21 protein-coding genes are annotated in these 25,226 nt (G+C 50.9%); 5 read left to right on the forward strand and 16 right to left on the reverse strand.

The features are described from left to right. Nucleotides 1-189: 189 nt before the first annotated feature. Nucleotides 190-1,449, forward strand: coding sequence for a hypothetical protein (locus LBJ36_01500; GenBank protein MDR1377716.1), 1,260 nt, complete (start codon nucleotides 190-192; stop codon nucleotides 1,447-1,449). A gap of 289 nt (nucleotides 1,450-1,738) precedes the next feature. Here the strand turns inward: LBJ36_01500 and LBJ36_01505 are convergent, their stop codons facing one another. The 9 genes from LBJ36_01505 to LBJ36_01545 form a co-directional block, all read right to left on the reverse strand. Then, complete coding sequence (locus LBJ36_01505) at nucleotides 1,739-3,019, reverse strand: TRAP transporter large permease subunit (GenBank protein ID MDR1377717.1); 1,281 nt, start codon at nucleotides 3,017-3,019, stop codon at nucleotides 1,739-1,741. Between the two features lie 25 nt (nucleotides 3,020-3,044). After that, nucleotides 3,045-3,551 carry a TRAP transporter small permease gene (locus LBJ36_01510; protein ID MDR1377718.1) on the reverse strand — a complete coding sequence of 169 codons (507 nt, stop codon included), beginning with the start codon at nucleotides 3,549-3,551 and terminating at the stop codon, nucleotides 3,045-3,047. Nucleotides 3,552-3,624: 73 nt separating this feature from the next. Next, nucleotides 3,625-4,635, reverse strand: a complete 1,011-nt coding sequence (locus LBJ36_01515; GenBank protein ID MDR1377719.1) for a C4-dicarboxylate TRAP transporter substrate-binding protein — start codon at nucleotides 4,633-4,635, stop codon at nucleotides 3,625-3,627. Nucleotides 4,636-4,789: 154 nt separating this feature from the next. Further along, nucleotides 4,790-5,797, reverse strand: a complete 1,008-nt coding sequence (locus LBJ36_01520; GenBank protein MDR1377720.1) for an ABC transporter ATP-binding protein — start codon at nucleotides 5,795-5,797, stop codon at nucleotides 4,790-4,792. A gap of 28 nt (nucleotides 5,798-5,825) precedes the next feature. Beyond that, nucleotides 5,826-6,857 (reverse strand): ABC transporter ATP-binding protein, encoded by a 1,032-nt coding sequence (locus tag LBJ36_01525; protein MDR1377721.1) that lies wholly within the window; start codon nucleotides 6,855-6,857, stop codon nucleotides 5,826-5,828. Beyond that, a complete protein-coding gene (locus LBJ36_01530; GenBank protein MDR1377722.1) occupies nucleotides 6,854-7,726 on the reverse strand; it encodes an ABC transporter permease in 873 nt (290 codons plus the stop codon). Before LBJ36_01530 ends, LBJ36_01525 begins: the two co-directional genes overlap by 4 nt. Before the next feature lie 14 nt (nucleotides 7,727-7,740). Beyond that, nucleotides 7,741-8,766, reverse strand: a complete 1,026-nt coding sequence (locus tag LBJ36_01535) for an ABC transporter permease (protein ID MDR1377723.1) — start codon at nucleotides 8,764-8,766, stop codon at nucleotides 7,741-7,743. A 32-nt stretch (nucleotides 8,767-8,798) separates the two neighbouring features. Next, nucleotides 8,799-10,394, reverse strand: coding sequence for an ABC transporter substrate-binding protein (locus LBJ36_01540; protein ID MDR1377724.1), 1,596 nt, complete (start codon nucleotides 10,392-10,394; stop codon nucleotides 8,799-8,801). A 72-nt stretch (nucleotides 10,395-10,466) separates the two neighbouring features. After that, nucleotides 10,467-11,531 (reverse strand): hypothetical protein, encoded by a 1,065-nt coding sequence (locus LBJ36_01545; GenBank protein MDR1377725.1) that lies wholly within the window; start codon nucleotides 11,529-11,531, stop codon nucleotides 10,467-10,469. A gap of 793 nt (nucleotides 11,532-12,324) precedes the next feature. On the opposite strand from LBJ36_01545, the gene LBJ36_01550 reads away from it, so the two are divergent. Both LBJ36_01550 and LBJ36_01555 read left to right on the forward strand, forming a co-directional pair. Beyond that, the gene (locus LBJ36_01550; GenBank protein ID MDR1377726.1) at nucleotides 12,325-13,041 is read left to right on the forward strand and encodes a sugar phosphate isomerase/epimerase; all 717 of its coding nucleotides are present in this window, start codon (nucleotides 12,325-12,327) and stop codon (nucleotides 13,039-13,041) included. A 638-nt stretch (nucleotides 13,042-13,679) separates the two neighbouring features. Then, nucleotides 13,680-14,816, forward strand: a complete 1,137-nt coding sequence (locus tag LBJ36_01555; GenBank protein MDR1377727.1) for an iron-containing alcohol dehydrogenase — start codon at nucleotides 13,680-13,682, stop codon at nucleotides 14,814-14,816. Between the two features lie 278 nt (nucleotides 14,817-15,094). Here LBJ36_01555 and cobA read toward each other — a convergent pair whose 3' ends face one another. From cobA to LBJ36_01590, 7 genes are all read right to left on the reverse strand, one after another. After that, nucleotides 15,095-16,624: a uroporphyrinogen-III C-methyltransferase gene (cobA, locus tag LBJ36_01560; GenBank protein ID MDR1377728.1), complete on the reverse strand. Its 1,530-nt coding sequence runs from the start codon at nucleotides 16,622-16,624 to the stop codon at nucleotides 15,095-15,097. Continuing rightward, the gene (gene hemC, locus LBJ36_01565; protein ID MDR1377729.1) at nucleotides 16,605-17,531 is read right to left on the reverse strand and encodes a hydroxymethylbilane synthase; all 927 of its coding nucleotides are present in this window, start codon (nucleotides 17,529-17,531) and stop codon (nucleotides 16,605-16,607) included. Before hemC ends, cobA begins: the two co-directional genes overlap by 20 nt. Before the next feature lie 102 nt (nucleotides 17,532-17,633). Further along, entirely contained in the window at nucleotides 17,634-19,286 is a 1,653-nt protein-coding gene (locus tag LBJ36_01570; GenBank protein ID MDR1377730.1) for a SpoIIE family protein phosphatase, read from the reverse strand. Between the two features lie 41 nt (nucleotides 19,287-19,327). Continuing rightward, a complete protein-coding gene (locus LBJ36_01575) occupies nucleotides 19,328-20,134 on the reverse strand; it encodes a hypothetical protein (GenBank protein ID MDR1377731.1) in 807 nt (268 codons plus the stop codon). Nucleotides 20,135-20,169: 35 nt separating this feature from the next. Then, nucleotides 20,170-21,906, reverse strand: coding sequence for a polysaccharide biosynthesis C-terminal domain-containing protein (locus tag LBJ36_01580; protein ID MDR1377732.1), 1,737 nt, complete (start codon nucleotides 21,904-21,906; stop codon nucleotides 20,170-20,172). After that, nucleotides 21,903-22,310 (reverse strand): ATP-binding protein, encoded by a 408-nt coding sequence (locus tag LBJ36_01585; GenBank protein MDR1377733.1) that lies wholly within the window; start codon nucleotides 22,308-22,310, stop codon nucleotides 21,903-21,905. The genes LBJ36_01580 and LBJ36_01585 overlap by 4 nt, the downstream gene beginning before the upstream one ends. Further along, nucleotides 22,307-22,621, reverse strand: a complete 315-nt coding sequence (locus tag LBJ36_01590; protein ID MDR1377734.1) for an STAS domain-containing protein — start codon at nucleotides 22,619-22,621, stop codon at nucleotides 22,307-22,309. Before LBJ36_01590 ends, LBJ36_01585 begins: the two co-directional genes overlap by 4 nt. A 723-nt stretch (nucleotides 22,622-23,344) precedes the next feature. Here LBJ36_01590 and LBJ36_01595 point away from each other — a divergent pair. Both LBJ36_01595 and cysT read left to right on the forward strand, forming a co-directional pair. Then, a complete protein-coding gene (locus tag LBJ36_01595; GenBank protein ID MDR1377735.1) occupies nucleotides 23,345-24,325 on the forward strand; it encodes a sulfate ABC transporter substrate-binding protein in 981 nt (326 codons plus the stop codon). Nucleotides 24,326-24,373: 48 nt separating this feature from the next. After that, the gene (gene cysT, locus LBJ36_01600; GenBank protein MDR1377736.1) at nucleotides 24,374-25,225 is read left to right on the forward strand and encodes a sulfate ABC transporter permease subunit CysT; all 852 of its coding nucleotides are present in this window, start codon (nucleotides 24,374-24,376) and stop codon (nucleotides 25,223-25,225) included. Nucleotide 25,226 lies beyond the last annotated feature (1 nt).

The following is a 25,226-nucleotide window of genomic DNA, read 5'->3' on the forward strand; positions in this document are numbered from 1 at the left end:
AGAAAGCCTTCGCCGTGTTCGCGTATATATCGCCGTTTTTGGCCGCCAAATTCCTTGTCATTAGAGAGCTTTTCTTCATTGCTAAATATCAGATTAGGAAAGGAACTAAAGCCGATGAGCAAACGACAAATACTACCCTATAGTTACATATCGTAAAAACAGATTTATATTTATCAGAGGGGAAATAAAATGATTAAAGTAGGCAGCCCTACACTTGCAAGAATCGAGGATATGACTATACTGTCTGTTTCAGTAGACAACGGCTACGATGGAACACTATCGGATTTAACATTTACGTTTGAAAGTTCATACGAAAATGGTCTTGCTATTGATCGAGCGGATGGTTTACTTGTGTGTATGCTTCACTGGTTGGCAGCTCACAATTACGATGTAACATTTGATTTGCCGATTTCTGAAAGGCTTTACTATCAAATAACTGAATTTATCATACCAGCACTAAAAAGAGCAACCAAGGTTTATTGTCCATCCATGGCCTCTCCCCTCCCCCGTGGTAAGTATGTGGGAACAGGAATGACCTGCGGAGTCGACAGTTTGACTACTTTTAAACTGAATGTCACAAAAGACATTCCTGCGGAAAACAAAGTCAATATTCTCACATTTTTTGACGCGGGCACGTTCGCGGGACACAATGCTAAGGCGGATATAACTTTGGATAGAAATGGCAATCTGATAGGTGACGCAAGCATCCGAGCTAGTGAAACTTTTCAGAATTCAAAAAAATTCGCGGATGAAGTCGGACTTCCATTATTCTATATTCGGTCGAATTTGGGACAGGTTTTGAAATATAAGGAATTTCAACCGCAGGAATTCTCGTTTACGCTAAATGGATGTATACTACTTTTTCAAAAAATGTTTCGAATATACTATTTCTCTTCGACTCGTAGTTTGGACGATTTTGGGGTTGATCGCGAGCAACTCCTCGATACTTCGCGTTATGATGTTTTTACAATGCCGATGATTTCAACTGACATACTGACATTCTATTCAGCTGGCTCACCCTATAGTCGTTTGGAGAAAACGTCTTTGATAGCCGCGGATAAACTCGCTCAAAAGTACCTTTCTGTTTGCACTGGCTCTGCCCACAACTGTGGTTACTGCGACAAATGCACACGCACTATTCTTTCACTTGAAGCTCTGGGATCTTTAGATTGTTTTTCTGAAGTGTTTGACCTTGAACGATACAGTCATACTCGAACAAAACAAATAGGGAAGGTTATAGCACGGAAATTCACAAGAGACGTATACTTGACGCCAATATACTCTATGTTGAAAAAGCAACATAAAATTCCATGGTTAAGCTACATCTGGGCATTAATCTTTTTAGCAATGAACCCATTTACGCGGATGTTCAAAAATATGGATATTGAAACCAAGAATAAATTGAGACGGTGGGGTGTTAAGCACAACCTTATAAACCCATTTCACTAATATCTTCCTGCTTATAACCTTGACTGTGATACCCGTTACATTTAGCCCAACAGGTATATACCCATACTCTTTCAGTTTTACCCAGCCTAGGCTGGGTATCTTGATTCGATGCTGCCGCGCTTCCGTGTCCTTTTCATTGGATAGAGTTAGATTTTTTGCGGCAAAAAGTACAAAAGTACAGTAGATGATCGCGCGTGATCTTTGGCTTTTGGTAGCCCCAGAATAGGGGGGAGCTATTTTCTCGTGCTCCCCCCTATAAATACAATGAAGTTAAAATATTTCAGCACGCCTAACCGAACACGAGGTTCGGCAGGAACAGTACGACCTGCGGGAAAAAGATCAACACCATAACGAGAATGAATAGCATAATATAAAAAGGAATAGCTTCTTTGGCTGTTTCTTGCGGTGAGCAGCCCATGATTTCGGAGGTGGAGTAAAGCGCCACACCGACAGGAGGCGTCATGATGCCCGCCGTCACCGTGGTCATCATGACAACGCCGAAGTGTACCGGGTCGATGCCGAGCCTCGTGATGACGGGGATAAACACCGGCGTCAATAACAGAGCGATGACTCCCGTCTCAATGAACATCCCCGCCAGAATCAGGAGGAAAATGATCAAGATCAACAGGATGTGTTGGTTCGAGGTGATGCCCAGTAGCATCTCCGCGATCGTCTGAGGCATCCTGTCGAACACGATCGCGTAGCCGAAGGTACCTGAAAGTCCCAGGATGAGCATCAGCACCCCCACGTCCACGAGGGTTTGTTTCGCGGTATCCCAAAACGCTTTGAGCGTCATTTCCTTATAAATCACGCTACCCACAAATACGGCGTAAGCCGCCGCGAAAGCCCCGGACTCTGAGGGGGTAAACACTCCGAAACGAATACCCGCGATAAGAATGAACGGGAAAATTAGCGCCCAAACGTTTTGCACCAAGGCACGACCCACCTCGTTCGCTGTCGGCGCCCGATCGGTGATGGGCATGTAACCCCGTCTCTTTGACGTAATGTGAACGGTGACCATGAAAAACACCATCATCAAGAGACCGGGGAGGACGCCTCCCACGAACAGCCTGCCGATCGATACCTCTCCTACCGAGCCGTAGATGACGAAGCCCATACTGGGGGGGATCGTGCAGGTGATCAGCGCGGTAAGGCCGTTGACAGCGGCACCGTAGCCCCTGGAGTAGCCCTGTTTGATCATTTCAGGACCAAGGATTCGGCTTTCCATGACGGCGTCGGCGTTAGCGGAACCGGAAACGCCTCCCATCAAGGTGCTCATAATGACGCTGACCTGGGCCAGGCTTCCGGGCAGGTGACCGACTAAAACTCTGGAAAGGTTGACCAGACGCTCGGTGATGCCGCTCGAGTTCATGAGGTTTCCGGCGAAAATAAACAGGGGAATCGCCAGTAGGGTGAAGTTCTGCGTCTGCGAAACGATGCGCTGCACGGTAATGCTCACCGGAATATCTGGGCTCGCCACGATAAAAATAAATCCAGAAAGGCCAATGGCAAACGCCACCGGCATCCCCAGAAACAGCAAGATCAAAAACACAGAGACCATCAAAGTCATGAGTTACATCCTCCGCTCGGATAATTTACACGGCGTCGAGTCCGGTGTTTTTTAGCGTTGAAGAATAATCGAGGATCTGTTTTTTCAGTTTGATCGAGGCGGAAATGATCATAAAGAACGAACAGATCGGAAGGCTGGCGGTTACGTAGGAGTAACTCATAGCGATGTTCTGAAACTGCCGTTTTGTGTTGCTGATGCAGAGCGGAATGCCGTAGACGATCAAAATCACGAGGAAAACGATGACCACCAGTGACCATGCAACGGCGATTGCTCTCTGGCAATTCAAAGACAGCCTCGACGTGAGGAAATCCACGTTGATAATCCTGTTCTGGCGTATGCCCACGTCCGCCCCCATGAACGAAACCCATGAAAAAAGAAGCAGGGAAATGTCGACCGCCCAATTCTGAGGTCGTCCTACGCACCGCCCTATAGCCGAGATTAGAATGAGAACGGTCATCACGATAAGGCCGAACGTGGCCAACGTTTCCTCCACTTTGCAGACTATTTCATAATATCGTTTAATTCCGGCCATGACGCAACGTTCCTTTCGTTGTAAAACGTCGCGAAGGCGTATTGGGGGCCGCCGCGACGTTTTGAGATTTTCGTTACTTGCCGATCTCCGTGTAGATTTGCTTGCGAAGCTCGGTAAAGCCAAGAACTTCGTAAGCGGTGTCCGCGGCTTTCTTGAAAGCGTCCAGGTTTACCTCGACAACCTCCATGCCTTTCTCCACCATCTGAGCCTCGTACTGATCGCTGAGCTTGATGTTTTCCTGGGAGGTCAGCTCACCCTGTTTCGTGAACTCCTCTACCAGAAGGTTTTGATAAGATTCCGGGAGAGTTTTGAACCATTGCTCTCCGACCATAAGACCGTTGAGGAGCTGGAAATGTCCCGTTTTATCGATATATTTCAGGACTTCGTACACGCGTGCGCCCCAGTTCGCGGAGTGTTGGCTTTCGCAGCCATCGATGGCCTGTTGCTGTACGGCGGTGTACACTTCGGTCCAGCCCATCGCGACGGGAGTGGCGCCCAACGCCCGGACCGACTCGGACCAAGCGGGCGCGCCGGGAGTACGAATCCGAAGACCTTTCAGATCCTCCGGGGTTTTGATCGGCTTGTTCGTCATGAAATGACGGGCTCCAGCGAACCAGTTGAATGCCAAGATGCGGATGTTATTTTCATCGGCCAGCTTACGAATACATTCCTTCCAGTAGTTGGTGGCTTCGACTTTCAGCAGATCGTCGTAATTGTCGGCGAAGTAGGCGACACCAACGATACCGACGTCCTTGACGTAATTCGCCATACGTCCGGCGTCCGTCACCACAGCGACGTTAACGCCCTGGATCGCCTGCTCGATGACATCCTCGTCGCTGCCCAACTGCGCGCTGGGATAGACCAGAACTTTGAATTTTCCGCCAGTACGCTCGGCCACACGCTCGGCGAGGGCATAAAACCCCTGACAGAATGGGTCGGAATCGGCCATTTGCGTGGAAATTCTGAGAGTATATCCTTTGCCGTCCCCTTCGACCGGTTCGCCGGCTGACGCGGCAAAAGCGGGAAGCACCGCTGACAATAGAAGCATAGACACTACAGATAGTACTGAAAGAAACTTTTTCACATTTCATCCCTCCACTTCAGATTGTGTTTAGTACTTGTTATTCACGACTTGTTCGAGCCAAACGCCGAAAACCCACATTAAAAATTCGATTACTCCGTGTATAATCTCACCATAGTGATCATATTATAGTATAGATATAGAAATTAATATTTAATTATCCTACTATAATGCAACTCTCCTCCGGAATGCAACTCTCCTCCGGGCTTGAATAAAGGTGACAGCAAACCGAATGACCGGGCGAAATTTCCCGCATTTGAGGGCGCGTTTGCTGGCAGATAGGCATCTTTTCCCGGCAGCGCAGGTGGAAAGCGCATCCTTGGGGCACGTTGACGGGGCTGGGGATTTCACCGGAGGAGATAATCTTCTCGGACTTCAGCTTCTCTTCTTCGACCGTTGCAACCGGTATCGAGGAGAGCAACATCTGGGTGTAGGGATGGCGGGGGTTCTGAAAAAACTCCGAGGTTCGCGCCTGCTCGCACATCCGGCCCAAGTACAAAATCGCCACGCGGTCGGCCACATTGCGCATGAGACTCAGATCATGGGTAATGAAAAGATAAGAAAGATTTCGCTCGCGCTGAAGCTTCACCAGCTTCCCAATAACTTTGGCTTGAATCGAAACGTCCAGAGCCGAGGTGGGCTCGTCGAGAACGATCAGAGATGGGCGCGAGGCAAGAGCGCGGGCCACGGAGATCAATTGACGTTCTCCGCCTCCCAAAGCGTGAGGGTACTTGTCCGCGAAGTCACCCGGTAGTCCCACCTCTTCCAACAGTTCTTCGGTCCTCTTGTACATTTGTTCTTTCGAGAGTTCCTTATCGTGAACGGTCAGCGGCACCATCAGACTTTTACGCACCGTTCGCTTGGGGTTAAGGGAGGATCCAGGGTCCTGAAAGACGATCTGGATTTCTCCCTTTTGCCGCGGAGTACGGTAAAGCCCGGCGAGTTTTTCCCCCTTGTAGACGATGTCGCCCTCCGTCGCCTCGTACATCCCCACCAGCATGTAGGCGATGGTGCTCTTGCCAGACCCGGATTCCCCCACCAGACCCAGGGTTTCTCCCTCGCGCAGCTCCAAGTCCACGTCGTCGATGGCCTTCACCACAAGGCGATTTTTCAAGGGGAAATATTTCTTCAAGTGTTTGATTTCAAGTATTTTTCCTGTCGTCATTTTTTCTCGTCCTAATTTTTTTATCGCCCTATTTTGCGAAATGGCAACTGGTGCGGTGACCCAGGGAAATTTCCCGATGTGGTGGTTTCTGTGCGCGGCAAACTTCCTCCACGTGGGGGCAGCGTGGAGCGAAACGACACCCCTTCGGAGGCTGCGTGTAGTCTGGGATGCGCCCCGGAATTCCCTCGGCGAGGCTGTCCCCCGTCAACTTTGGAACACAGGCCATCAGAGCCACGGTGTAGGGGTGTCGGGGGTTCTTGAAAACGTCTTCGGTCGCCCCGCTTTCCACCACCGTTCCGGCATACATGATGTTGACATAACTGGTGGACTCACGGATGACGCCCAGAGAGTGCGAAACCATGATGACCGACAGCCCTTTATCCTCCGTCAGTCCATTGATGAGACGCAAGATTTGATCTTGAATCGTCACATCCAAAGACGTACCGGGCTCGTCGGCCAACATCAGCCGGCGTCCGGCCGCGATAGTGATCGCGATACACACCCTCTGCTTCATTCCTCCGGAAAGCTGGTAGGGAAAGCTCTTCATGATCCGCTTCGGGTCGGGGAGCATCACGTTGTTCAGGGCTTCGATCGCCAAGGCATAAAGTTTTTTTTTCGGTGTGCTCTTGGGGTTGGCGTATTGGAGAGCGGTCAAAAATTGCGATTCAACGCTGAAAACGGGGTTCAAGGCGCTGGAGGGGTCTTGAAAAATCATCCCGGCCCCCCTGCGGCGCATGGCGTTTAGGTCAGTGTCCGGCATTTCGAAGACGTCGCGCCCCTCGAATAAAATCCTCCCTCCGTTCACAATGGCGTTTCTGGGCAGAACTCTGAGGATCGTCTTCAGCATCGTGGTCTTGCCGCAGCCGGACTCCCCCACCAGGCCGACCCGCTCTCCCTCCCCGACGCGAAAGGAGATACCGTCCAAAACGTGGCTGCTCTTTCCATACACGTCGAAGGAAACGGACAGATCCTTGACTTCCAGTAAAGCCTTTTTTTCACTTTCTTTTTTAGCTTCTTTTTTAGCCGCGTTTTCTTGTCTATTTTCGCTGACGCTTGTCAACTTTCATCCGCTCCCAACATGTTGCTGATGCCGTCCCCAAAGAGGTTGAAACCCAAAATGATGACGATAATCGCCAGGGCGGGGAAAACGGTAAACCACCATTGCCCCGGCATATACTTGACTCCCTGTGAGATCATGCTGCCTAGAGCCGGTTTAGGCGCTTGCTCGCCGAGGCCGGCGTAGCTCAGAGTGGCGCCCATGATGATCACGTAGCCCATGTCCAGGGTCATTTTCGTCAGCAGCGAAGAGAGGCAGTTCGGCAAAATTTCCCTGAAAAGGATGTGGAATGTTCCGGCCCCCGTCAGTTCGGCGTAGACGATGTAATTTTCGGTCCGCAGCGACGAGGCCACACCATAAGACAAACGAGCGTACCAAGGCCACCACATGACCGTGATCGCCAGCATCGAGTTGATCATGTTCGGCTCCAGGACGGACGCGACGGCTAAGGCCAACACCAGAGGCGGGAGCGCTAAAAAAATATCGGTGAGCCGCATCAAAACAGTGTCGATTAGCTTTCCTTTGTTATACCCAGCGACGACCCCCACGATGAAGCCCACCGGCGCGGAGACACAAAGCACAATCACCCCCATCAGCAGGGTGTTGCGGAATGAACCGACAATACGGCTCAAGATGTCTCGCCCTATTAGATCGGTGCCGAAGGGGTGTCGGAGGCTCGGAGGCTGGCTCGCGTTGGCGAAATCCACGAAGGAACCGATGTGCTGGGGATACGGAACGACGTACTCTCCCACGCAGGCCAAAAGGACAAAACCAACCACGATCACCAGGCCCAACACCGTGATCTTGCTTTCGGAGTATTTCAGCCAGCTTTTTTTCAGCGTATTTTTAAAAGATTCTTTCAAGAACATCATGATGCCACCTTTATTTACTTGGCACGAGACTGGCGCATACGGGGGTCGAGAATCATCACCACCATGTCCACCAGCACATTGGTCGAGATGAAGATGACGCCCAAGACCAGCACCACACCGCAAACGGCATTGATGTCCTTACCCAAGATGGCGCTCATGGCGTAACGGGACATGCCGGGCCAGTTGAAAATCGTCTCCACCAAAAACGCGTTCCCGAAAATAGCGGCAATATCCAGCCCCATAATGGAAACAGTGGGAATGATCGACGGTTTCAAAAGATACTTGCGGTTAATGACCTCGCGCGGTACCCCCTGAGAGGTCATCATCGTGATGTAATCTTTTCCCTCGTTTTCTAGCATGTAGGAGCGGGTCAAGCGCGCCTCCTGCATGGTGTGCCCCAGAGAAAGTGCCAGTGCCGGCAAAAGCAGATGAGTGAAGGCATCCCACGCCGCCGCTGGCTGCCCGGCGATCAACGCGTCGAACACCATCAGCCCCGTAACCGGCGGAACCTCGAAGCCCATGCTCAGGCGTCCACCGATGGAGGGCAAAATCGGCACCCAGTAGCCGAAGGTCAGCAAAAAGAGAACGGCCCACACAAACGTCGGTGTGGCGATGATAACGTAGCTGCAAAAGCGTATCAGGTAGTCCGGCCAGCGATTTTTGTACATCGCCCCCAACACACCCAAAAGCAGGGCGAAGAATATGGGAGGAATACCCGCCCATATGGCCAGCTCCAGCGTGGCGGGCAAAAATTCGCGCAGGTCTTGGAGAACCCCGCGCTTCGTCACCGTCGAAACCCCTAGGTCTCCTTGCAGCATGTCCGTGAGCCAGTAGTAATATTGAACCGGCAGAGGCTCGTTATAGTGCATACGCTCTCGATACCTTTCCACCACCTCTTCTGGGGCGCTGGGGCCGAGAGCCAGGCGAGCCGGGTCGCCTGGAATGATGCGCATCAAAGAAAATATCAACATGGACAAGCCGATCAGTACGACCAACGCCCAGCCCAGCCTTTTCAAAACGGTTATCAACAGTGACGGCAAGCCCTTAACCCTCCAATACGATGGCGCTCTTGCTACTTTTGACGGTCGGGGTAGATTTTGATGTCTCTAAGGTAAAGCGAAAAACCTTGCAGCCCGATCTTTGGAGCCATTTCGACGTAAGAAGACTGGTACACCAAACGTTCCGGCGTTTCCGTGAGGGGAATGAAGAGAAACCGCTGGGCGCAGTACCTTTGAATTTCTTTATAGGCGGCCGCGCGCTCATCGATGTTCACCAAGGCCAACGCTTTGTCGATCATGGCGTCCAGCGTCGAATCGTTGACCCAGTTCATGTTTTCCCACGTGCCGGTAGTCTTGGATCGCAGTTGCGATACGAACTGAGAGGCCGAGTCGGAGGTGACCGGGGTGATGGACACCAGGGTCGCCATAGGGGATGTGTCCACGTTGGCGGAGTTCGACACAATGGTGGACCAAGGTAGTTCCACGATGGAAACTTTCAGTCCTATTTGCGAAGCCAAAGCCTGGATCATCAAAGCGACCTTTTCCCGGTCGGCGGACTCCGAGTTCCAGACCAATTCAATGGGATAGTCGGCGATCGTCGCCGCGTACTTGGACTCGGAGAGGGTTTTTTTCGCCTTTTCCAGGTCCAGGGAAAGGTCGAACACGGCCTCGTAACCCAGGGAGTTTGAGGGTACGACGCTCTTTTTCTGAACGGAGTCCGGAAGAATCATCGTGCACAAGGTGGTGTAATCCACCAGATATCCCAGAGCCTCCCGCACTTTGGGATCGTCCACCGGCGCTTTCTGGTTGTTCATCCAGAAATTGATGCCGCTGCCCGCGTAGTTGAAGGCCAGTTTGAGGGTGTTATCGGAGTCCAGCATCGACTGGATGTTCTCCGTTGTTTGATAATGGTCGGTGCACTCCAGCTCCTGGCGGCTCATCATGGTCTTGACTCTGACGGCTTCGTTGGAGGCATAAATCAGGAATTTTTCCGGCACATTCGTTTCAAAACCGGTCCAGTAGGCGCTGAAAATGCTGCCTCCCACCGACATATTGGTGCTGACGCTGTCGATGACGTAAGGGCCGGAACCGACGTCGTGCTCCAGCAGGTAGGTCTTGCCGTAGTCGCCCTTGTCCCCATAGTCGCCCACTGAGGTGTAATTGGCCTCCAACAGTTTCTGATCCAGAATGTAGAAGCGAACTAGACTATTCAGCAAAGGTCCGTAAGGCACTTTGCAGTTTAAACGCACCGTGTAGTCGTCCACCGCCTCCACGGAGTCGACGTAAGAGTAGAAGAGGAAGGCAAATCCCTCTCCAATCTCTAACAGCCGCTTCATGGAATAGGCCACGTCGTTGGCGGTCAGCTTGTTGCCGCTGTGAAAGACGATGTCTTGACGGATTTTAAAATCCCACGTCAAGCCGTCCTCTGAAATTTTCCAGCTTTCGGCCACCCAGGGTCTGACCCCGCCGTCCGGAGTCGGAAAAACCAAGCTGTCGTAAACGTTGATCAGAACTGTTCCGGAAGCGTAATCGGAGCCCACAGCCGGGTCCCATTTCGGCATGATGACCTGCGTCACCCGAAAAATGCCGTCTCCTTTTTCGGCGGCTCCCGCCAGGTTGGCCGCTAACAACGCGCAAAGCACCAAAAAACACACGGAAAATTTTTTCATGACTCTTGCCCCCGTTTTCTTATTCAAGCTCAGGAGGGCAGAACTCGTTACCAACCCCCCTGTGAACTCTAATCAATATCCCGGCACGCCAAGTTTTCGACACAGCTTTCGCACGCCCTCGTCCACGTAAATGCCATCTCGCTCGAAGACGTTGCCGTCGAGAACAATTGTGGGGCGCAACAACGTTCCGTCGGTATGGGACGCCGCCGTCCAAAAGGCGCCCATGATCGCTTTTCCCTGACTGCCAATGCCGAACTCCATGCAGCCGAACACCCGCTCGTCCTCCACGATGCGCCCAGTAACAGCTAGCACTCCCGGATTGAAACCCAGAGAATAATGGGCCAGCCGGTACATGTTTTCGTCGCTGAACCCATCGAGCCACGCGCGGAACGTTTCCGCCTGAGCGCCTCCCGAAACCCGGACAACGCGGCCTTCTTTCAACAGAAGTTCTACAGGAGCGTTCAACTTGCCAATGGAAAGAGGCGGCCACAGCGCTCCATCGAACACCAGCTTGCCCTCGATCGTCTCCTCCACCGGACACCAGCTTATCTGTCCGCCCAACATGATGGGGTATCCCTTGCGTGTGGCCTTCTGCCCGGAATGGCGAATCTTTCTCCCTTTATTGTATGCCTTCAGGTCGGTGCCGTTTTGGGCTTTGACGATGATCTCGTCTGATTCTTCCAGAGATTTTTTCATATACTCGCCCAGCCCGATCATTGCGTCATAGTCCACTCTGGCGACGGTCTTCACGATCATTTCCACGTCCATGCCGGTCAAGCAGATATACCGCGTTCCGAAGTCCATCGAATCGCGAAAAGCCTGAGAATGCATGATGTAAGAATACGCCAATTCGATCCAAACGTCCGCGCGGCTCACGGCAGCTCCGATGGGGGAGGGAGGCTCCATGCAGGCGTTAGGAGCTGTGGCGTAAGTGATGACGGTGGGGATTCCGCCCACGGCATACGTCGCCTGAGCGACCGCATCGATTACTCGCCGATCGGAAGACGTGTCTCCGGTGATGACGACGTTCTCCCCAGGCTCGATCAGCATGACGTCTTTGACGAGTGTCATCGCGCCCTTCATGAGTTCCAAATACAGGTATTCATTTCTCGTCTCAATGCCTAAATTGAGTTCCATAACTCGACAAACCCCACAATCCTTTTTTTAGTCTATCGACTCGGTATGAAAATATCGTACAATTCGACTGATCGACTGATCGACCGAGCGCATTGTCTCTCAAACATTGTCTCTCAAAGAAGAAGCACAAAATTATCGATTTTTCGATTGTTGAGCATATTTTATATCCTGGTAATTTTAAGGTAATCTACATAGAATTTTACGATAAAGCGATGAGAATCGCAACGCCGTTGTTGGCGGCGTTTGTTTTATATTTGGTTTCTTGCCATATGTCTACTTTCATGTTAAACTCCTTTTATGGCTTATCAACGCGAGATGCTGGGCGGAACACGACCGGGATATTAATGTGGCTGTAAATATTCTAAGAGTTGGGGCATCCACTCTTAAAGGAAAAGACGTAAGACCGGTTTCAAAGGAGAAGACGTAAGACCGGTTTTAGTCGGCTGTTTTTGTCGATCTTAGAATCTCACAACTTTAGTCGTGGGAGTATGTTAATCCATTATCAATCAATATTCGTTATCATACTCGATAAAAAATAAAAATATTGATAAATATTGATACATTAAATATTGATATATTAAAGAAGAAGAGATTCGAGAGTATAGCGTCGAGGCCAGCAACTGACCCGCTATCTAAACAGGGTATTGCGGGATTGTCACGAAAGAGGGCAGAAAAGAAGGCAGAAATCAAGAGAGATAGGCAAGAGCGGGCTGTGAGAAAGAAGGGCGTCTCTCCCTGGATACATTTTCCTTTTCGGATAGGAACAACTTCCTACATCCGCGAAGCTTGCATTTTGGACAACCTGAAATGGCTTTCTGGCAAAGTGGACGAGGTGCAGCTCGTGCTGTTCGAGACCCCGGAGTTGTCCAACATCCCAACAGCCTCCGACGTGGAGGAGTTCAAACGCATCGCCGAGGACGCCGGGCTCGCTTTTACGGTACACCTTCCTGGAGATATAGAGCTTGCCAGCTCTGACGAAACGCAAAGAAGAACCTCGATCGAGCGTTTCAAAAGAATTGTCAAGCTCTCCCAGCCGCTGTCCCCGATATGTTGGGTGTTGCATCTCTCTCTTCCGCCAGAGGGCGAGGATCCAGAAGTCCATATCGACAGACTGAGAAGCAGTATGAACCAACTGACCGGGGAATTTTCCTCGCCGCGAGATCTCGCGGTAGAAAATATTCACAAGACATTCGAAGTTGAGACCGTCATTGTGGAGTTGTTCGACACGTCAGTATGCGTCGACATAGGGCACTTGCTCTTATTCAACGCGGATATATGGCAGCATTTGGACCAATGGCTGCCGAGATGCCGTAACGTCCACCTTCACGGGACGAAGGACGGACGTGATCACGAAAGTCTCGACTGTCTCCCTTTTGGCTTTGCTGGCGACCTCTTTCGAAGGCTCTCTCTCGAACCCGGTCTGGAGACTGTAACTATGGAGGTCTTCGGGATGGAAGACTTTGAAAAATCCGTCACAGCGCTGTGCGCGGATGATGTGAAAATATATTGATGATGTGGGAATATATGGTCTAACAGAACCTAAAACGAGATTCAGAGGTGGACAGAGACTGAGCATATCGAATTGATTATAAGCGCGACAAATTTATATTAAATTTATATCATACTCCTTCTTATTGACATTACGATAGTAGCTTGTTATGCTCCTTTCGTATTTTAAAAACTGAATATAAGAGGTTGTTTGGAGAAGTTCCGAACGTAAAATATTCAACGAAAACATCGATATTGAAACCGAAAACCAAGATTATATCGAGATATCGAGAATCAATTTTTTAAAAAGTGTTTATCTTTGGATAAACTTTGCAAGATTCAGCTTTTCCTTAGATTATATGGTATATGGTCTTCAGAATACTATGCGAAATGTATCTACTAGCTATAAGTAGATATTAGTACGCTCAAAAAATCGGAAGATCGAAAGACTGCGTTTCAATATTCCCTGTGCATAATTCCCTGTGCATAGGCAATGAGGACACCCAAATTGGTAATGAATATTCCATAACGGCATATCAATATTCGCATATCAATATGCCACTTTTGTCTCTTCTCAAAAAACAGTACGGCGATATAGTGAAGTGACTTATCATAAACAAACCCGATGATCTGCCCATCTGTATTGAGGAGGTAAAATTTATGAGTTTTTTCGTGAAAACCACTATCTCCAAAAGCTACAGTTTTCAGGATTTCCTGCGGCAGTGGCGGATAGGAAATGAAGATCTGCTTATCAGCAGTCAGCGTATAGCAAAAGCCGTATTTACTGAAGAGCCGTTGTCATGCGACGTTCTGTACCAGGACCGCGAAGGTGAACCAGATGACGAAATGGTGGACGCGATGCTCGAAGCCATCGACGAGAACGAAACAAAAAACGGACGGGCGTATAAACATATTGTCGCCGTCGGAGGAAGCACGATTATCGGCATTTCAAAATTGCTCGTGTTCGGAAGCAAGTTACGCTGCGAGGAAATTTTTAACAAGAGGGCAGAGCTTCCACGCAAATGCAAATTGCTGGCTGTTCCAACTACTTGTGGGATTGATGGCGAGGTTACCGACACCACGACTATTGCTGTCGGAAAGCAGCAAACAAAACGAGAGCTTTCCGCGCCCGCTCTATTCCCGGACGAAGCTATATTGATCGGAGACTTGTTGCGCACTCTTCCTTATGAGGTCTTTGTGACCAACTCGATTGACGCGTTGAGTCACGCGATGGAAGCCTACATTTCCCCAAACTCCACCTTGTTCACTCGAACGGTTGTAGAATCGGCCATAGAGCGGCTTTTGACGGGATATAAGAAACTGGCCGAAACAGGAGGCGTAAAAGCTGAAATTGTATCGGACGATCTACAGTCGTTCCTGACGGCAAGCACAATGGTAGGAATGGTCGCTGGCAACGCGGGGCTCGTGCATGCTCTTTCTCATCCCATAAGCGCCACGTGCAACGTACCGCACAGGAAAGCGAATTACCTGATCTTCGAAGAAGTTTTCGCAACGTACCGGCGATTGAACGCGGATACCTCAAGTTTGGAAGCAATGTTGAGGACTCTTCTGAGCTGTGGGCAACGCGATGTAACTGGATCCGATGTATGGAAAAGCCTTTTCGGACTCTTGGCGTGTGTCTCGCCTCGCCAAACGCTTCGCGAGTTCGGCGTCAATGAGGCCGGATGCCGAGAGATGGCGAGGTGGACCGTTCGAGAAGGACAAAGATTTTTGAGCGACAACCCGCTCCCAATCTCGCAAGAAGTTATCGAAGATATTTACAGAAATTGCATTTGACATACTCCCACGACTAAAGTTGTGGGAGTCTCAGATCGACAAAGACAGCCGACTGAAACCGGTCTTACGTCTTCTCCTTTAAGAAGTGGATGCCCCACTCTGAGAATATTTACAGCCGCATTAATATCCCGGTTGTGTTCTACCCTGCATCTCGCGCCGCATCTCGCGTTGATAAGCCATAAAAGAAGTTTAACATAAAAGTAGACATATGGCAAGAAACCAAATACAAAACAAACGCCACCGTTGGCTGTTTTTGTCGGTCCTAGAATCTCCTCGCTTTAGCTGGGGGAGTATGTCAATGACATGGAACAATCTCCCGATAACAAAATTTCTACCGCGTCCGCCAGATCCTCCAGCGTGGCCTTTTTCGCAACCTTGACCTCATAGCCCGCTTCCCGAGCTGTTTTTCCTGTTTGTTCACCGATGCAGACAGCCTTGACGCGGGCATCCGGGCACAGTGCCGCGAAATTAAGGACCGAGGACGCACAGGTGAAGGCCACGGCGTCCACATCTCCAAGATCCGCTCTGGAGATGGCCGGGAGCGTTTGGTACAGTGGCATCTCGTCGAAGCTAAGACCCCCGTTCCTCAAAATCCGCGCCAGGTCCGGCGCGCTATTCAGGGCTTGGAGCAGCAAAAGACGCTGGGGAGGCGTTTGCCTGCTGGACTGATATTCACGAAGCAAGCTCTCCCCAAGCGCGGCTCCACTGTAGAGGGGCGGAATCAGGTCGACCCTCAACCCGTGAGATTCTATGGCGTCTTTCGTAGCCGGACCTACCGCGGCGATCTTCGCGTCCCCGATTTCTCGGATATCTCTGCGGTCCCTCTTTAACCTCTCAAAAAAAAACTCCACGCCCGCTGTGCTGGTGAAGACGAACCACCCGTAGCCGCTCAAAGCGGGCAAAGAATCGAGGGTTGCCTCCATCCGAGAAGGACACGCCTCCAGAACTTCCGCGCCTCGCGAACGCAAAAGCGCCGTCAGACGACCGTTTTTATTGCCTTGAGAAGCTTGGCAGACAAGCACGCGCTTGCCGCCTAAAGGCAAGCGCGCACGCCAATCCAGCGCTTCGGCCAGAGTGACAACGCGCCCAACAACCAAGAGTGCTGGAGACCGAATCGACGGCGAGGCAAATTCGGATTTGACGCGATCCATCAAGTCGGCCAGATCGGCCAAAACCCCCGTGACTCGTCTTTGACGCGCTGTTGTCCCCCACTCGACCACCGCCACTGGCGTGCTTTCGTTCATGCCAGCCTCAGTCAGCCGTCGGCAGATTTCCCCCAACTTCGAGGCCCCCATTAAAAAGACCAAGGTCCCTTCCAATCGAGCCAGAATGTCGTAGTTGATCGGCGCGCCTCCGCGCTTGTGAGCCGTGATGATGTGGAGCGACGAAGCGTAGTCGCGGTGCGTGACAGGGATACCCGCAAAAGCGGGAACCGCCAGCGCCGAGGTTACCCCTGGGACCGGCTCGCAAGGAATTTCCCTGCTCATCAGGGCTTCCATCTCCTCGCCACCGCGCCCGAACAAAAACGGGTCACCTCCCTTTAAACGCACGACGCGTTTACCCTCCAGGGCTTTTTCGATCAGGATTCTTTCGATTTCCTCTTGAGGTATAAGATGGTGTCCTCCGCTTTTGCCTACGTCGATCAGCTCCGCCTCTGGAGAGGCATACCCCAAAACGCCGGAGCCGATCAAATGGTCGTACACGACGGTGTCCGCCTGCTCCAAAAGCCTCCGCCCTTTCACCGTCAAGAGTTCCACGTCCCCGGGCCCCGCTCCCACCAGCCAGACTTTACCTTCCAAAAAATTCACCCTTTTGCAAACGAGACGCCAACGTTTCGCCCAACTTCACCGCGTCCTTTCGATCTCCAGAGAGGGAGCCCACACGGTAGAGATCCTGGTTTTCGTTCACGTAAAGCCCCATGAGATTCATCTCCGTTCCGCTCACCCGCGCGTAGGCCGCCACGGGCAGAGCACACCCTCCCCCCAGGCTCGCGACAAAGGCGCGCTCGGCCCTGGCGCAGCTCTCGGTGTTGGGGTCGTTTATGGCCTCGATAAACTCGCAATCTTCCTGGCGTCCTTGACAAGCCAGGCATCCCTGCCCCGCTGCCGGGATCATGTCTTCTGGAGCGAAGATTCTGGAGATACGCGACTCCAACCCAAGACGCCATAATCCCACCGCGGCTAAAACGAGAAAAGCGTATTCTCCTTTGTCCAGTTTTTTCAAGCGCGTCAGGATATTGCCGCGGATCGGGCGCACGCGGCCGGGCATCAGTCTCGCCAGCTGCACGCGACGACGCGCGGCAGAACAGCCGATGTCTCCGTTTTCGTTTATCTTGCGCTCCAAAGGCGACACCAGCGCGTCCCGCGGATCACCTCTCTCGAAAAAGGCGCAGATCGGGAGACGCTCGTCCTGTTCCATAGGCATATCCTTCAGGCTATGGACCGCCACATCGATTTTCTCGTCCAATAGAGCCTGTTCCAGTTCCTTCACGAAGAGTCCCTTGACACCGAAGCGGTTTGTTCCGAGGCCGTCTTCTCTTTGCACCAACTGATCGAAGGGGCGAAGGTTCAGGTCTCCTGAGGTCTTCATCGTCACCAATTTCACGCGAAGCTCAGAGTAGGCGTGGGTGAGAGCTTCCATGACCAGGCGAGCCTGTTGCACGGCCAGCACGCTATCGCGGCTGCCGACGCGAATAGTTTTCTTTACGCACCTCACGATCTTTCCATTCGAGTTCCCATTTGAGTTTCCATTCGAGTAATCCTCCATTGAGCGTGAATTTTAACTCTTTTTTAGCTCATAATGCAATCCTTTACGTTTTTACTGACTGACGCGTTTGCCCTGAGTGGTAGGTTTTTCGTCGTCTGCCCGCCACTCTATGGCGAGTAGCGTGATGTCGTCGGATTGTTCCGCGCCGTCCGTGAAAGCGTCAATTTCGGCGTTCACCGCGGACACCAGATCTTTCACGGATGATCCGGTGAGGGCTCTCAGTTTTTTCTTCAGGCGCGTTTCGCCAAATAATTCTCCTTGACGATCAGTGGCTTCGGTCACGCCGTCGGTGTAAAGAAAGAGAACGTCGCTTTTGTCCAGAGTCACAAAACCTTCTCGATACCTGACGTCCTCCATAGCCGCCAGAGCAAGCCCAGACTTGAGCTTCATATACTCGAACTCGCCACTCTGAGATAAGAGCGGTGGATTGTGCCCGGCGTTAACGTAGGCCAAATCCCCCGTATTAAGGTCGAGAAAACCCATAAACGTCGTCACGAACATCGAAGTCTCGTTGTTTTCGCAGAGCGCGTTATTAACGTTCGCGAAAACTTCGCTGAGCAATTTACCGGACTGCGCGTAACTCTTGATGAGCGTCCTAGCTACGACCATAAAGAGCGCCGCCGGCACTCCTTTGCCCGAAACGTCAGCGATCACGATGGCTAAAACGCTGTCGTTGACGAAAAAGAAGTCGTAGAAGTCGCCGCCTACCTCTTTCGCCGGGCGCATGGAAGCATAGATGTCGATCTCGCGGCGGTTGGGGAAGGGAGGAAAGACGCGTGGAAGCATATTGGCTTGGATATTCGCCGCTACTGATAGTTCCGCTCCAATACGCTCCTTTTCGGCGGTGACCATGCTCAAGTTCAGAATATAGACGTGAAGTTCGCGCGCCATGCGGGTAAACGCGTCCGCGAGGGATTCCAGCTCGTCGCCCGTCTTGATGTTCACGGAAAACGTGGCAAGATCGTCCATTTGTTCGCGCACAATGGTTTTTGCGGCTTTGCCCAGTGTGTCGATCGGTTTCAACACCGTGAGACGGATGACGAAGAAATACCCGATGATGAACAACGACAAAACACTCGCGATAATCAGAACGATCGTGGCGATAAGTTTGTTTATCCGCGCGTTGATCATATCCATGGATATGTCGACACTGGATAGCGCGACAGGGTTGCCGCGCGAGTCCCGAATGGTGACGTATGCCGACGCGAGATAACCATACTCGTCGTTATTGGTGATTAAAATATGTTCCTCCTTCTCCCGATTCAGAAACACGCCGCGCATAATTTCTTGCCCGCCGCCGTAATAATCGTCGCGGTCGCCGAGGTCACAAACGCCTGCTTCGCCTTTGTCTCCAGCGTCCCAGACATAAAACATCTGGTCTTCATAGGGAATCACGACATAAAAGTATTTGAGCCCGACGATACGCTTCACTTTCTGGAGCGTTTGCCGCACCTGTTCGTAATAATCGTCCTTGGTCAATGTGGAGGCGTATTCCGCGATTTTATTTCCATCGATGGTTTCGGCGGCTATCTTCGCTTCGTTAAACACGACGTTCGCGTAGTAAGCTTCCATGCTTCTACGGTAGTTACGGGCGATGACGACGCTCAAGACCGTGATGAGCACGAGCGCCATGACGAATAACCCTGAAAGGAATTTCAGTTGGAGTTTCCCGCGCCATTTCAGCGCCAGACCAGATTTTTTCATATCTCTCCGCTTCATATCTCTTCGCTTCATATCTCTTTGCTTTATACCTCTCCGCCGTCGGAACTGACGCAAAGTCGTAAGTGTCCGTCCACAACACCGTACAATATTTTATTCTCACGAACGAATAGAATATCCGCGTCACCAGCGCCGATTTTATACATTCCTGTCGCGAGCTCGTTGACGTTGAAGAATAAACCGTTCACAATGACTCTCGTAAGTTTGTTGTATTTGCGATAGACGCTCTTGGCCTCCGCTAGCGTCATATCGTGATGCAACATCATAATCGCGTTTTCAGGACGCTTCCAATAGGGGAACGTTTCGGTCTGTGGCGCCGCAGCGCTCCAATATCGCTCGAAACCACTCATCACTTCCCGCGTCATGTCGTGCGCCGCCGCCGCGCATTTCAAATAGACGTCTACGCTGTCCTCGTTTTCCATTATCGGGAAATGGCGCTGTATTAAAATATCCCCTTTATCGATTTGCGGAGTGATTTTGTGAAGCGTCACGCCGGTTTTCTCCATGCCGCGCTCCATCGCGCACTCCACCGGATAATAACTTCGTCCGACCGGCAGAAGCGAAGCGTGAATATTCATACCTCTAAAACGAGAATCCTCCGGTACGGGAATCTTATAATTATACTCCGCGACGAAAAACAATTCGCAGCCCATCTCGTTTATATACTCCATCATACGCGCTTCCGTTATCTGCGTATAGTGAACGGGTATCCGGTGAAGCCGCGCTAGCGCGACGACATTTCTCTCGCAAAAATAATCCTCTTCTTTACGGTAAGTGTAGAGCGCCACGATCTCGTGGTTGAACAATAAATGTTGAAAAACCTTTAAAAACACGTCGGATCCGAAATAAACTATTTTCATACGTTCACCTATATTTTCACCACAAGGGAATTGAATCCGCCGTACTGCCTGTAAAAGAAATCCTTCGCCTTCTGTTTGACGACGCTCATACCCATAGCGTCCATGTCGAAACCGCCTTTCTCACTCGCTTTGTTCGTGCTCAGAGCGAACGGGTTGAAAAACCTGGCGTTGTCGCGTATGTGCAGCGTGAACATCCCGTCTGTTTCCGCCACAATCGTTATCTTTATATAACACTCGCGAACGTTTAGACCGCGAAAACCGTTTTGCACGATAGCGAGACATAATTCCTCTATGGTCATAGTAACGTAGAACACTTGCTTTGCTTCCGCTCTCCACATTTCGCAAAACGCTTCTGCCTGTACGCTTGCCGCGACGATTTCCTCGTTTTTGCCGCGCACGGAACCATGGTAAATTCGGGAAGAGTCGAATTGTTCTTTTGTGCGACCGTGCAATTTGGCGTAAAGCATCCATGTCGGCAAAGACAAGGCCTCCGTCACGGGAAATAACCACCAGAACATATCTGCGTCCCAAAGCGCGAACGCTACGGTCATGGGCAAAAGCACAACGCAGCCGCGAAGCGTCGCGACGACAAAACTCTCGCGGTCCCTACCACAAGACTGAAAATATCCAGCCGACAGAAGGGATATTCCCGCAAAGACCGACCCCACGCAAAACAATCTCAAAGCGAAAACGCCGGTGCCTATCGCTTCTGCGTCCCAAAGCCCGAACAGCGCGCAGGTCTGTGGCGCGAAGACGGCGATAACGAGGGCCATGAGAAGGCCAGCCGTTCCCCCGTAAATAAACGATAACCGCAGAGCCGAACGCTCACCCTCTTCCCAGTGTTCGCCGTGATAAGTGCTTGCGATAGGCTGCGTGGCCCGGATCGTTCCCTCGTAAAGATACAATATCAGGTACGCGGCGTTTTGCAACATATCGAACACGGCAACAGATGTTTCGTTCCCCGCGCGGATCAGATAATTGTTGCTGAACATGATAAAGACGAGCGAGAAGAGATATTGCACCGAACCGGAAAATCCCTCGCCGAACGCGGAAAAGGCGTAACCGGGCGCAAAGGCAGTTTTTTTTACTTGAAGAACATGCTTTTTTCCAAAAAGTCCGGGCAAATAAATTAGGATGGCGACAACCTGTCCTATAGCTGTTGAAAGCGCCGCTCCCGCCGTTCCCATCCCGAGCGCCAATACGAACAGCACGTTCAAGGTGATATCCAGTATGTTCCCCACGACCGAGCCTATTCCAGCAAGTTTCCCGTTGTCGTCGTTGCGCAGATAGTAGTTCAGCAGGTTCGACAGGTAAAAAAGTGGTGTCGCCGTCACGAGTATCCTTAAATAGCTTTTTGTCGCGCCGTACAATACACCGTCGGTTGGAACTGTGCCGAGAGCCCAAAGCAATTCTTCCATAAAGGCATTTCCCAAGACAGCAGTCAGTACGCTCACGCCGAGCGCCGTCTGCGTAACGCGGTTGAAACTTGAAATCGCGTCTTCGACCCTGCCGTCGCTCAAGAGTTGGGAATAGCGGACGGACCCGCCGATGCCAAAACCGTGAACCAGCGCGCAGTTGATCATATATACGGGCAAAATCAGCGAAACGGCGGCAAGCCCAACGGACCCCATACGCTGGCCCACCACGACAGCATCGGCGATATCGGACAACGCCCAGCCTATGGAAGATACGATGGCCGGGATCCACAGTTTCCGGAAAATATTCGTGGTGAATCTGTCGGTCATGCTTTCGTGCTGCCTATTTCCTTTATTATGGTGAGAATATTCTTATTTTTATCACGGCGATAAGAGATGCTATCCATAAGAGATTTTGCCATAAAAATACCAAGTCCTCCAATCTCACGTTCCTCGGCGGAGAGCGTGATGTCAGGGTCGGCTTTTTGTAAGGGGTCATAAGGAACGCCGCTATCCTCAAACTCAATTGTCGTGTCGCCACTGCTGGCGACACGCACGACCACTTTGCCAGTGTCTGATGTGTAGGCATATTGGGCTATATTGACGAAAATTTCCTCAGCAGCTAACAATATTTTATTCCGTACTTTTCCCGGCAAACCAGATATCGCGTCGACGATAAATTCGAGCACCGTGTCGAGATTCTGCACCTCCGCCTCTATTTCCAGTTCTCTCATTGTCGTTTATCGCTCTCAATATTGAGTATATCCGCGAATCCCGTCATCTCGAACACCTCCATAATCGCGCTCGATATATGGGTGAGCTTCAGATAACTCCCCACGGCCGTCGCGCGTTTGTGCCCCGCGAGCAGTATCCGTAGCCCCGCGCTGGAGATGTAAGGTACATTAGAAAAATCCAGCGTGACATTTTTGTACTCGTCAATCGCGGCGTTAATTTCGGGTTGGACCTGCGGCGACGTGACGGTGTCGAGTCGTCCGTCAAGTGAAAAAACGCATCCACCGTCGGTGGCGATTTGTGTCGTCTTCATGAAAAACTCCTCCTCGCATTTAAAGCGTTACCTCTATGATGTGTATAGATTCTCATGACTTTTCTTTTTTGTCTATACTACTAAAGGCTAAAGGAAATTATTGTTTCTCTGTGATAATGGGGTATATGGCCTAACGGAACCCACTCTTTGGACGTGAGGGCGTAGATTGTGAAGGCCATCGTATAGTATAGATATAAATATCTATTCATATTCACTTATATTATCAGATTCCTTCTTATTGACATCACGATAGTAGCTTGTTATGCTTCTTTCGTACTATGAATAAATACTTATGTCTATATTATACAATGGCCTCCCTACGAAGCCTTCTAAGCTTTTTGTAACAACCTGTTTATTATTCGAACTGTGTTCAGTCAAGATGTTGACATTAAAAACGGAAGGTTGACATTAAAAACGGAAGTGTTAAAATACATCTTAAATTTATAATACATATTATAGATATTATATTTATATATTATATATACGATATTTATGTATTCGAGGTAATTTTTGATGTTTGTCATGATGTGGCGTTGCGCCGGGTCTCCGCTAGAAGAACCGTCCCACGAACGGTGTATTTCCTGAAGAAGCGAAGTAGCTGTTGCTGTAGGAATTTTTTTATTCACCTAAAGACCTAAAGAAAAGAGGATATTACCCATGAAAACGTTATTTTCCCAAACAACGAGAAAAGCCCTGGCCTTTGTATGGCTCACCATTTTCTTCATGACATTCGTCGCGTTCGCGTCTTACGCGGCCGAGGCCGCCAATTTAAAACCCGTGGAAATTACCAACGTGTCTTACGACCCCACGAGGGAGTTCTACGAGGACTATAACAAGGCATTTCAGGAATACTGGAAGAACAAAAGCGGACAGGACGTGACTATCGTTCAATCTCACGGCGGTTCGGGCAAACAGGCCCGGTCGGTGCTGGAGGGTAACGAGGCCGACGTGGTGACGCTGGCCCTGGAACAGGACATTGTGGAACTGGAGAAGGGCGGTTTGATCGAACCAGGATGGATACAGGAACTTCCGAGGAACAGCGCGCCCTATACCTCAACCATCGTCTTTCTGGTGAGAAAAGGGAACCCCAAAAACATTCACGATTGGGACGACATCGTGAAGCCGGGGGTTAAAATTATTACCCCGGATCCCAAAACATCGGGGGGCGCGCAGTGGAATTTCCTGGCAGCCTGGGCCTTCGCGCTCAATTTGTATCAGGGAGACGAGGCCCAAACTACGCAGTTTCTTAAAGACTTGTACGGCAACGTGACCGTGCTGGATTCCGGCGCACGGGGCTCCACCACGACCTTCGTGGAAAACGGACAGGGTGATGTGCTGCTGGCGTGGGAAAACGAGGCATTTCTGTCCCTTAAAAAATATCCGAACGACTTTGAAATCGTGACTCCCAGCATCAGCATTCTGGCTCAGCCTTCCGTGGCGGTCGTCGATGAGGTGGCGAAAAAGAGAAGCACCCAGGAAGTCGCGAAAGCGTACTTGGAGTACCTCTATTCCGACACGGCGCAGCGCCTGGAGGCCCAACACTACTACCGCCCTTCTAATCCGGATATCCTGAAGGAATTTGCCTCCGTTTTCGACTTGCAGGCGAAACTGGTCAACATCAACGACGATTTCGGAGGTTGGCAGGCGGCAAAGACAAGGTTCTTCATAGACGGAGCCATTTTTGACCAGATCTACAGAAAATAGTCTCCGCGCGAACAGGGGGATCTTCATATTGATGGGAAAATTGATTTGATGGGAAAATTGATGGGAAAATTGAGGCTGGCGCGGGGAAACAACGTCATTCCGGGATTTGGGTTGTCGATAGGCATCACCCTCGCCATGCTGAATTTCATCGTGTTGATTCCCCTGCTCTCGATTTTGCTGAATCTTTCCGGTATGTCGTTGGGCGAATTTTGGAAGACCATTACTGACAGGCAGCTTCTCGCGGCCTACAAGCTCAGTTTTTCCTGCGCTCTAGTCGCCTCTGTAATCAACGTTTTTTTTGGTATTTTATTGGCGTGGATTCTGACGAGGTATGAATTCACCGGCCGGCGTATTCTGGATGGATTTATCGAACTCCCTTTCGCGCTCCCCACGGCAGTCGCCGGCGTGTCGCTCACCACGTTGTATTCCGATAAAGGCTGGATCGGAGGGCTGTTCGACAAAATCGGCGTCAAGATATCCTACACCGCTACCGGTATCACGATAGCCATGATTTTCATAGGCATACCCTTTGTGGTCCGCTCCATCCAACCGGTCTTGGAGAAATTGGACAGACAGTACGAAGAGGCTGCTATGATTTTGGGTGCAAGTCGGTCCCGCACGTTTTTCAAGGTGGTTTTCCCGGAGATTTTCCCCGCCGCCCTCACCGGTTTCGGACTGGCTTTCGCTAGGGCCGTAGGAGAGTATGGCAGTGTGGTGTTCATTGCCGGGAATATTCCTTACCGGACGCAGATCGTGCCACTTTTGATCGTGAGCAAGCTGGAACAGTTCAACTACGCCGCCGCCACATCCGTAGCGCTGGTGATGATCGTCTTCGCCTTCGTGGTGTTGTTCTCGATCAACATCATCCAGGCTCGGGTCAGCAAGCGCGCCGGAGAATAAC

It is taken from the genome of Synergistaceae bacterium, from assembly GCA_031267575.1.
GTDB lineage: Bacteria > Synergistota > Synergistia > Synergistales > Aminobacteriaceae > JAIRYN01.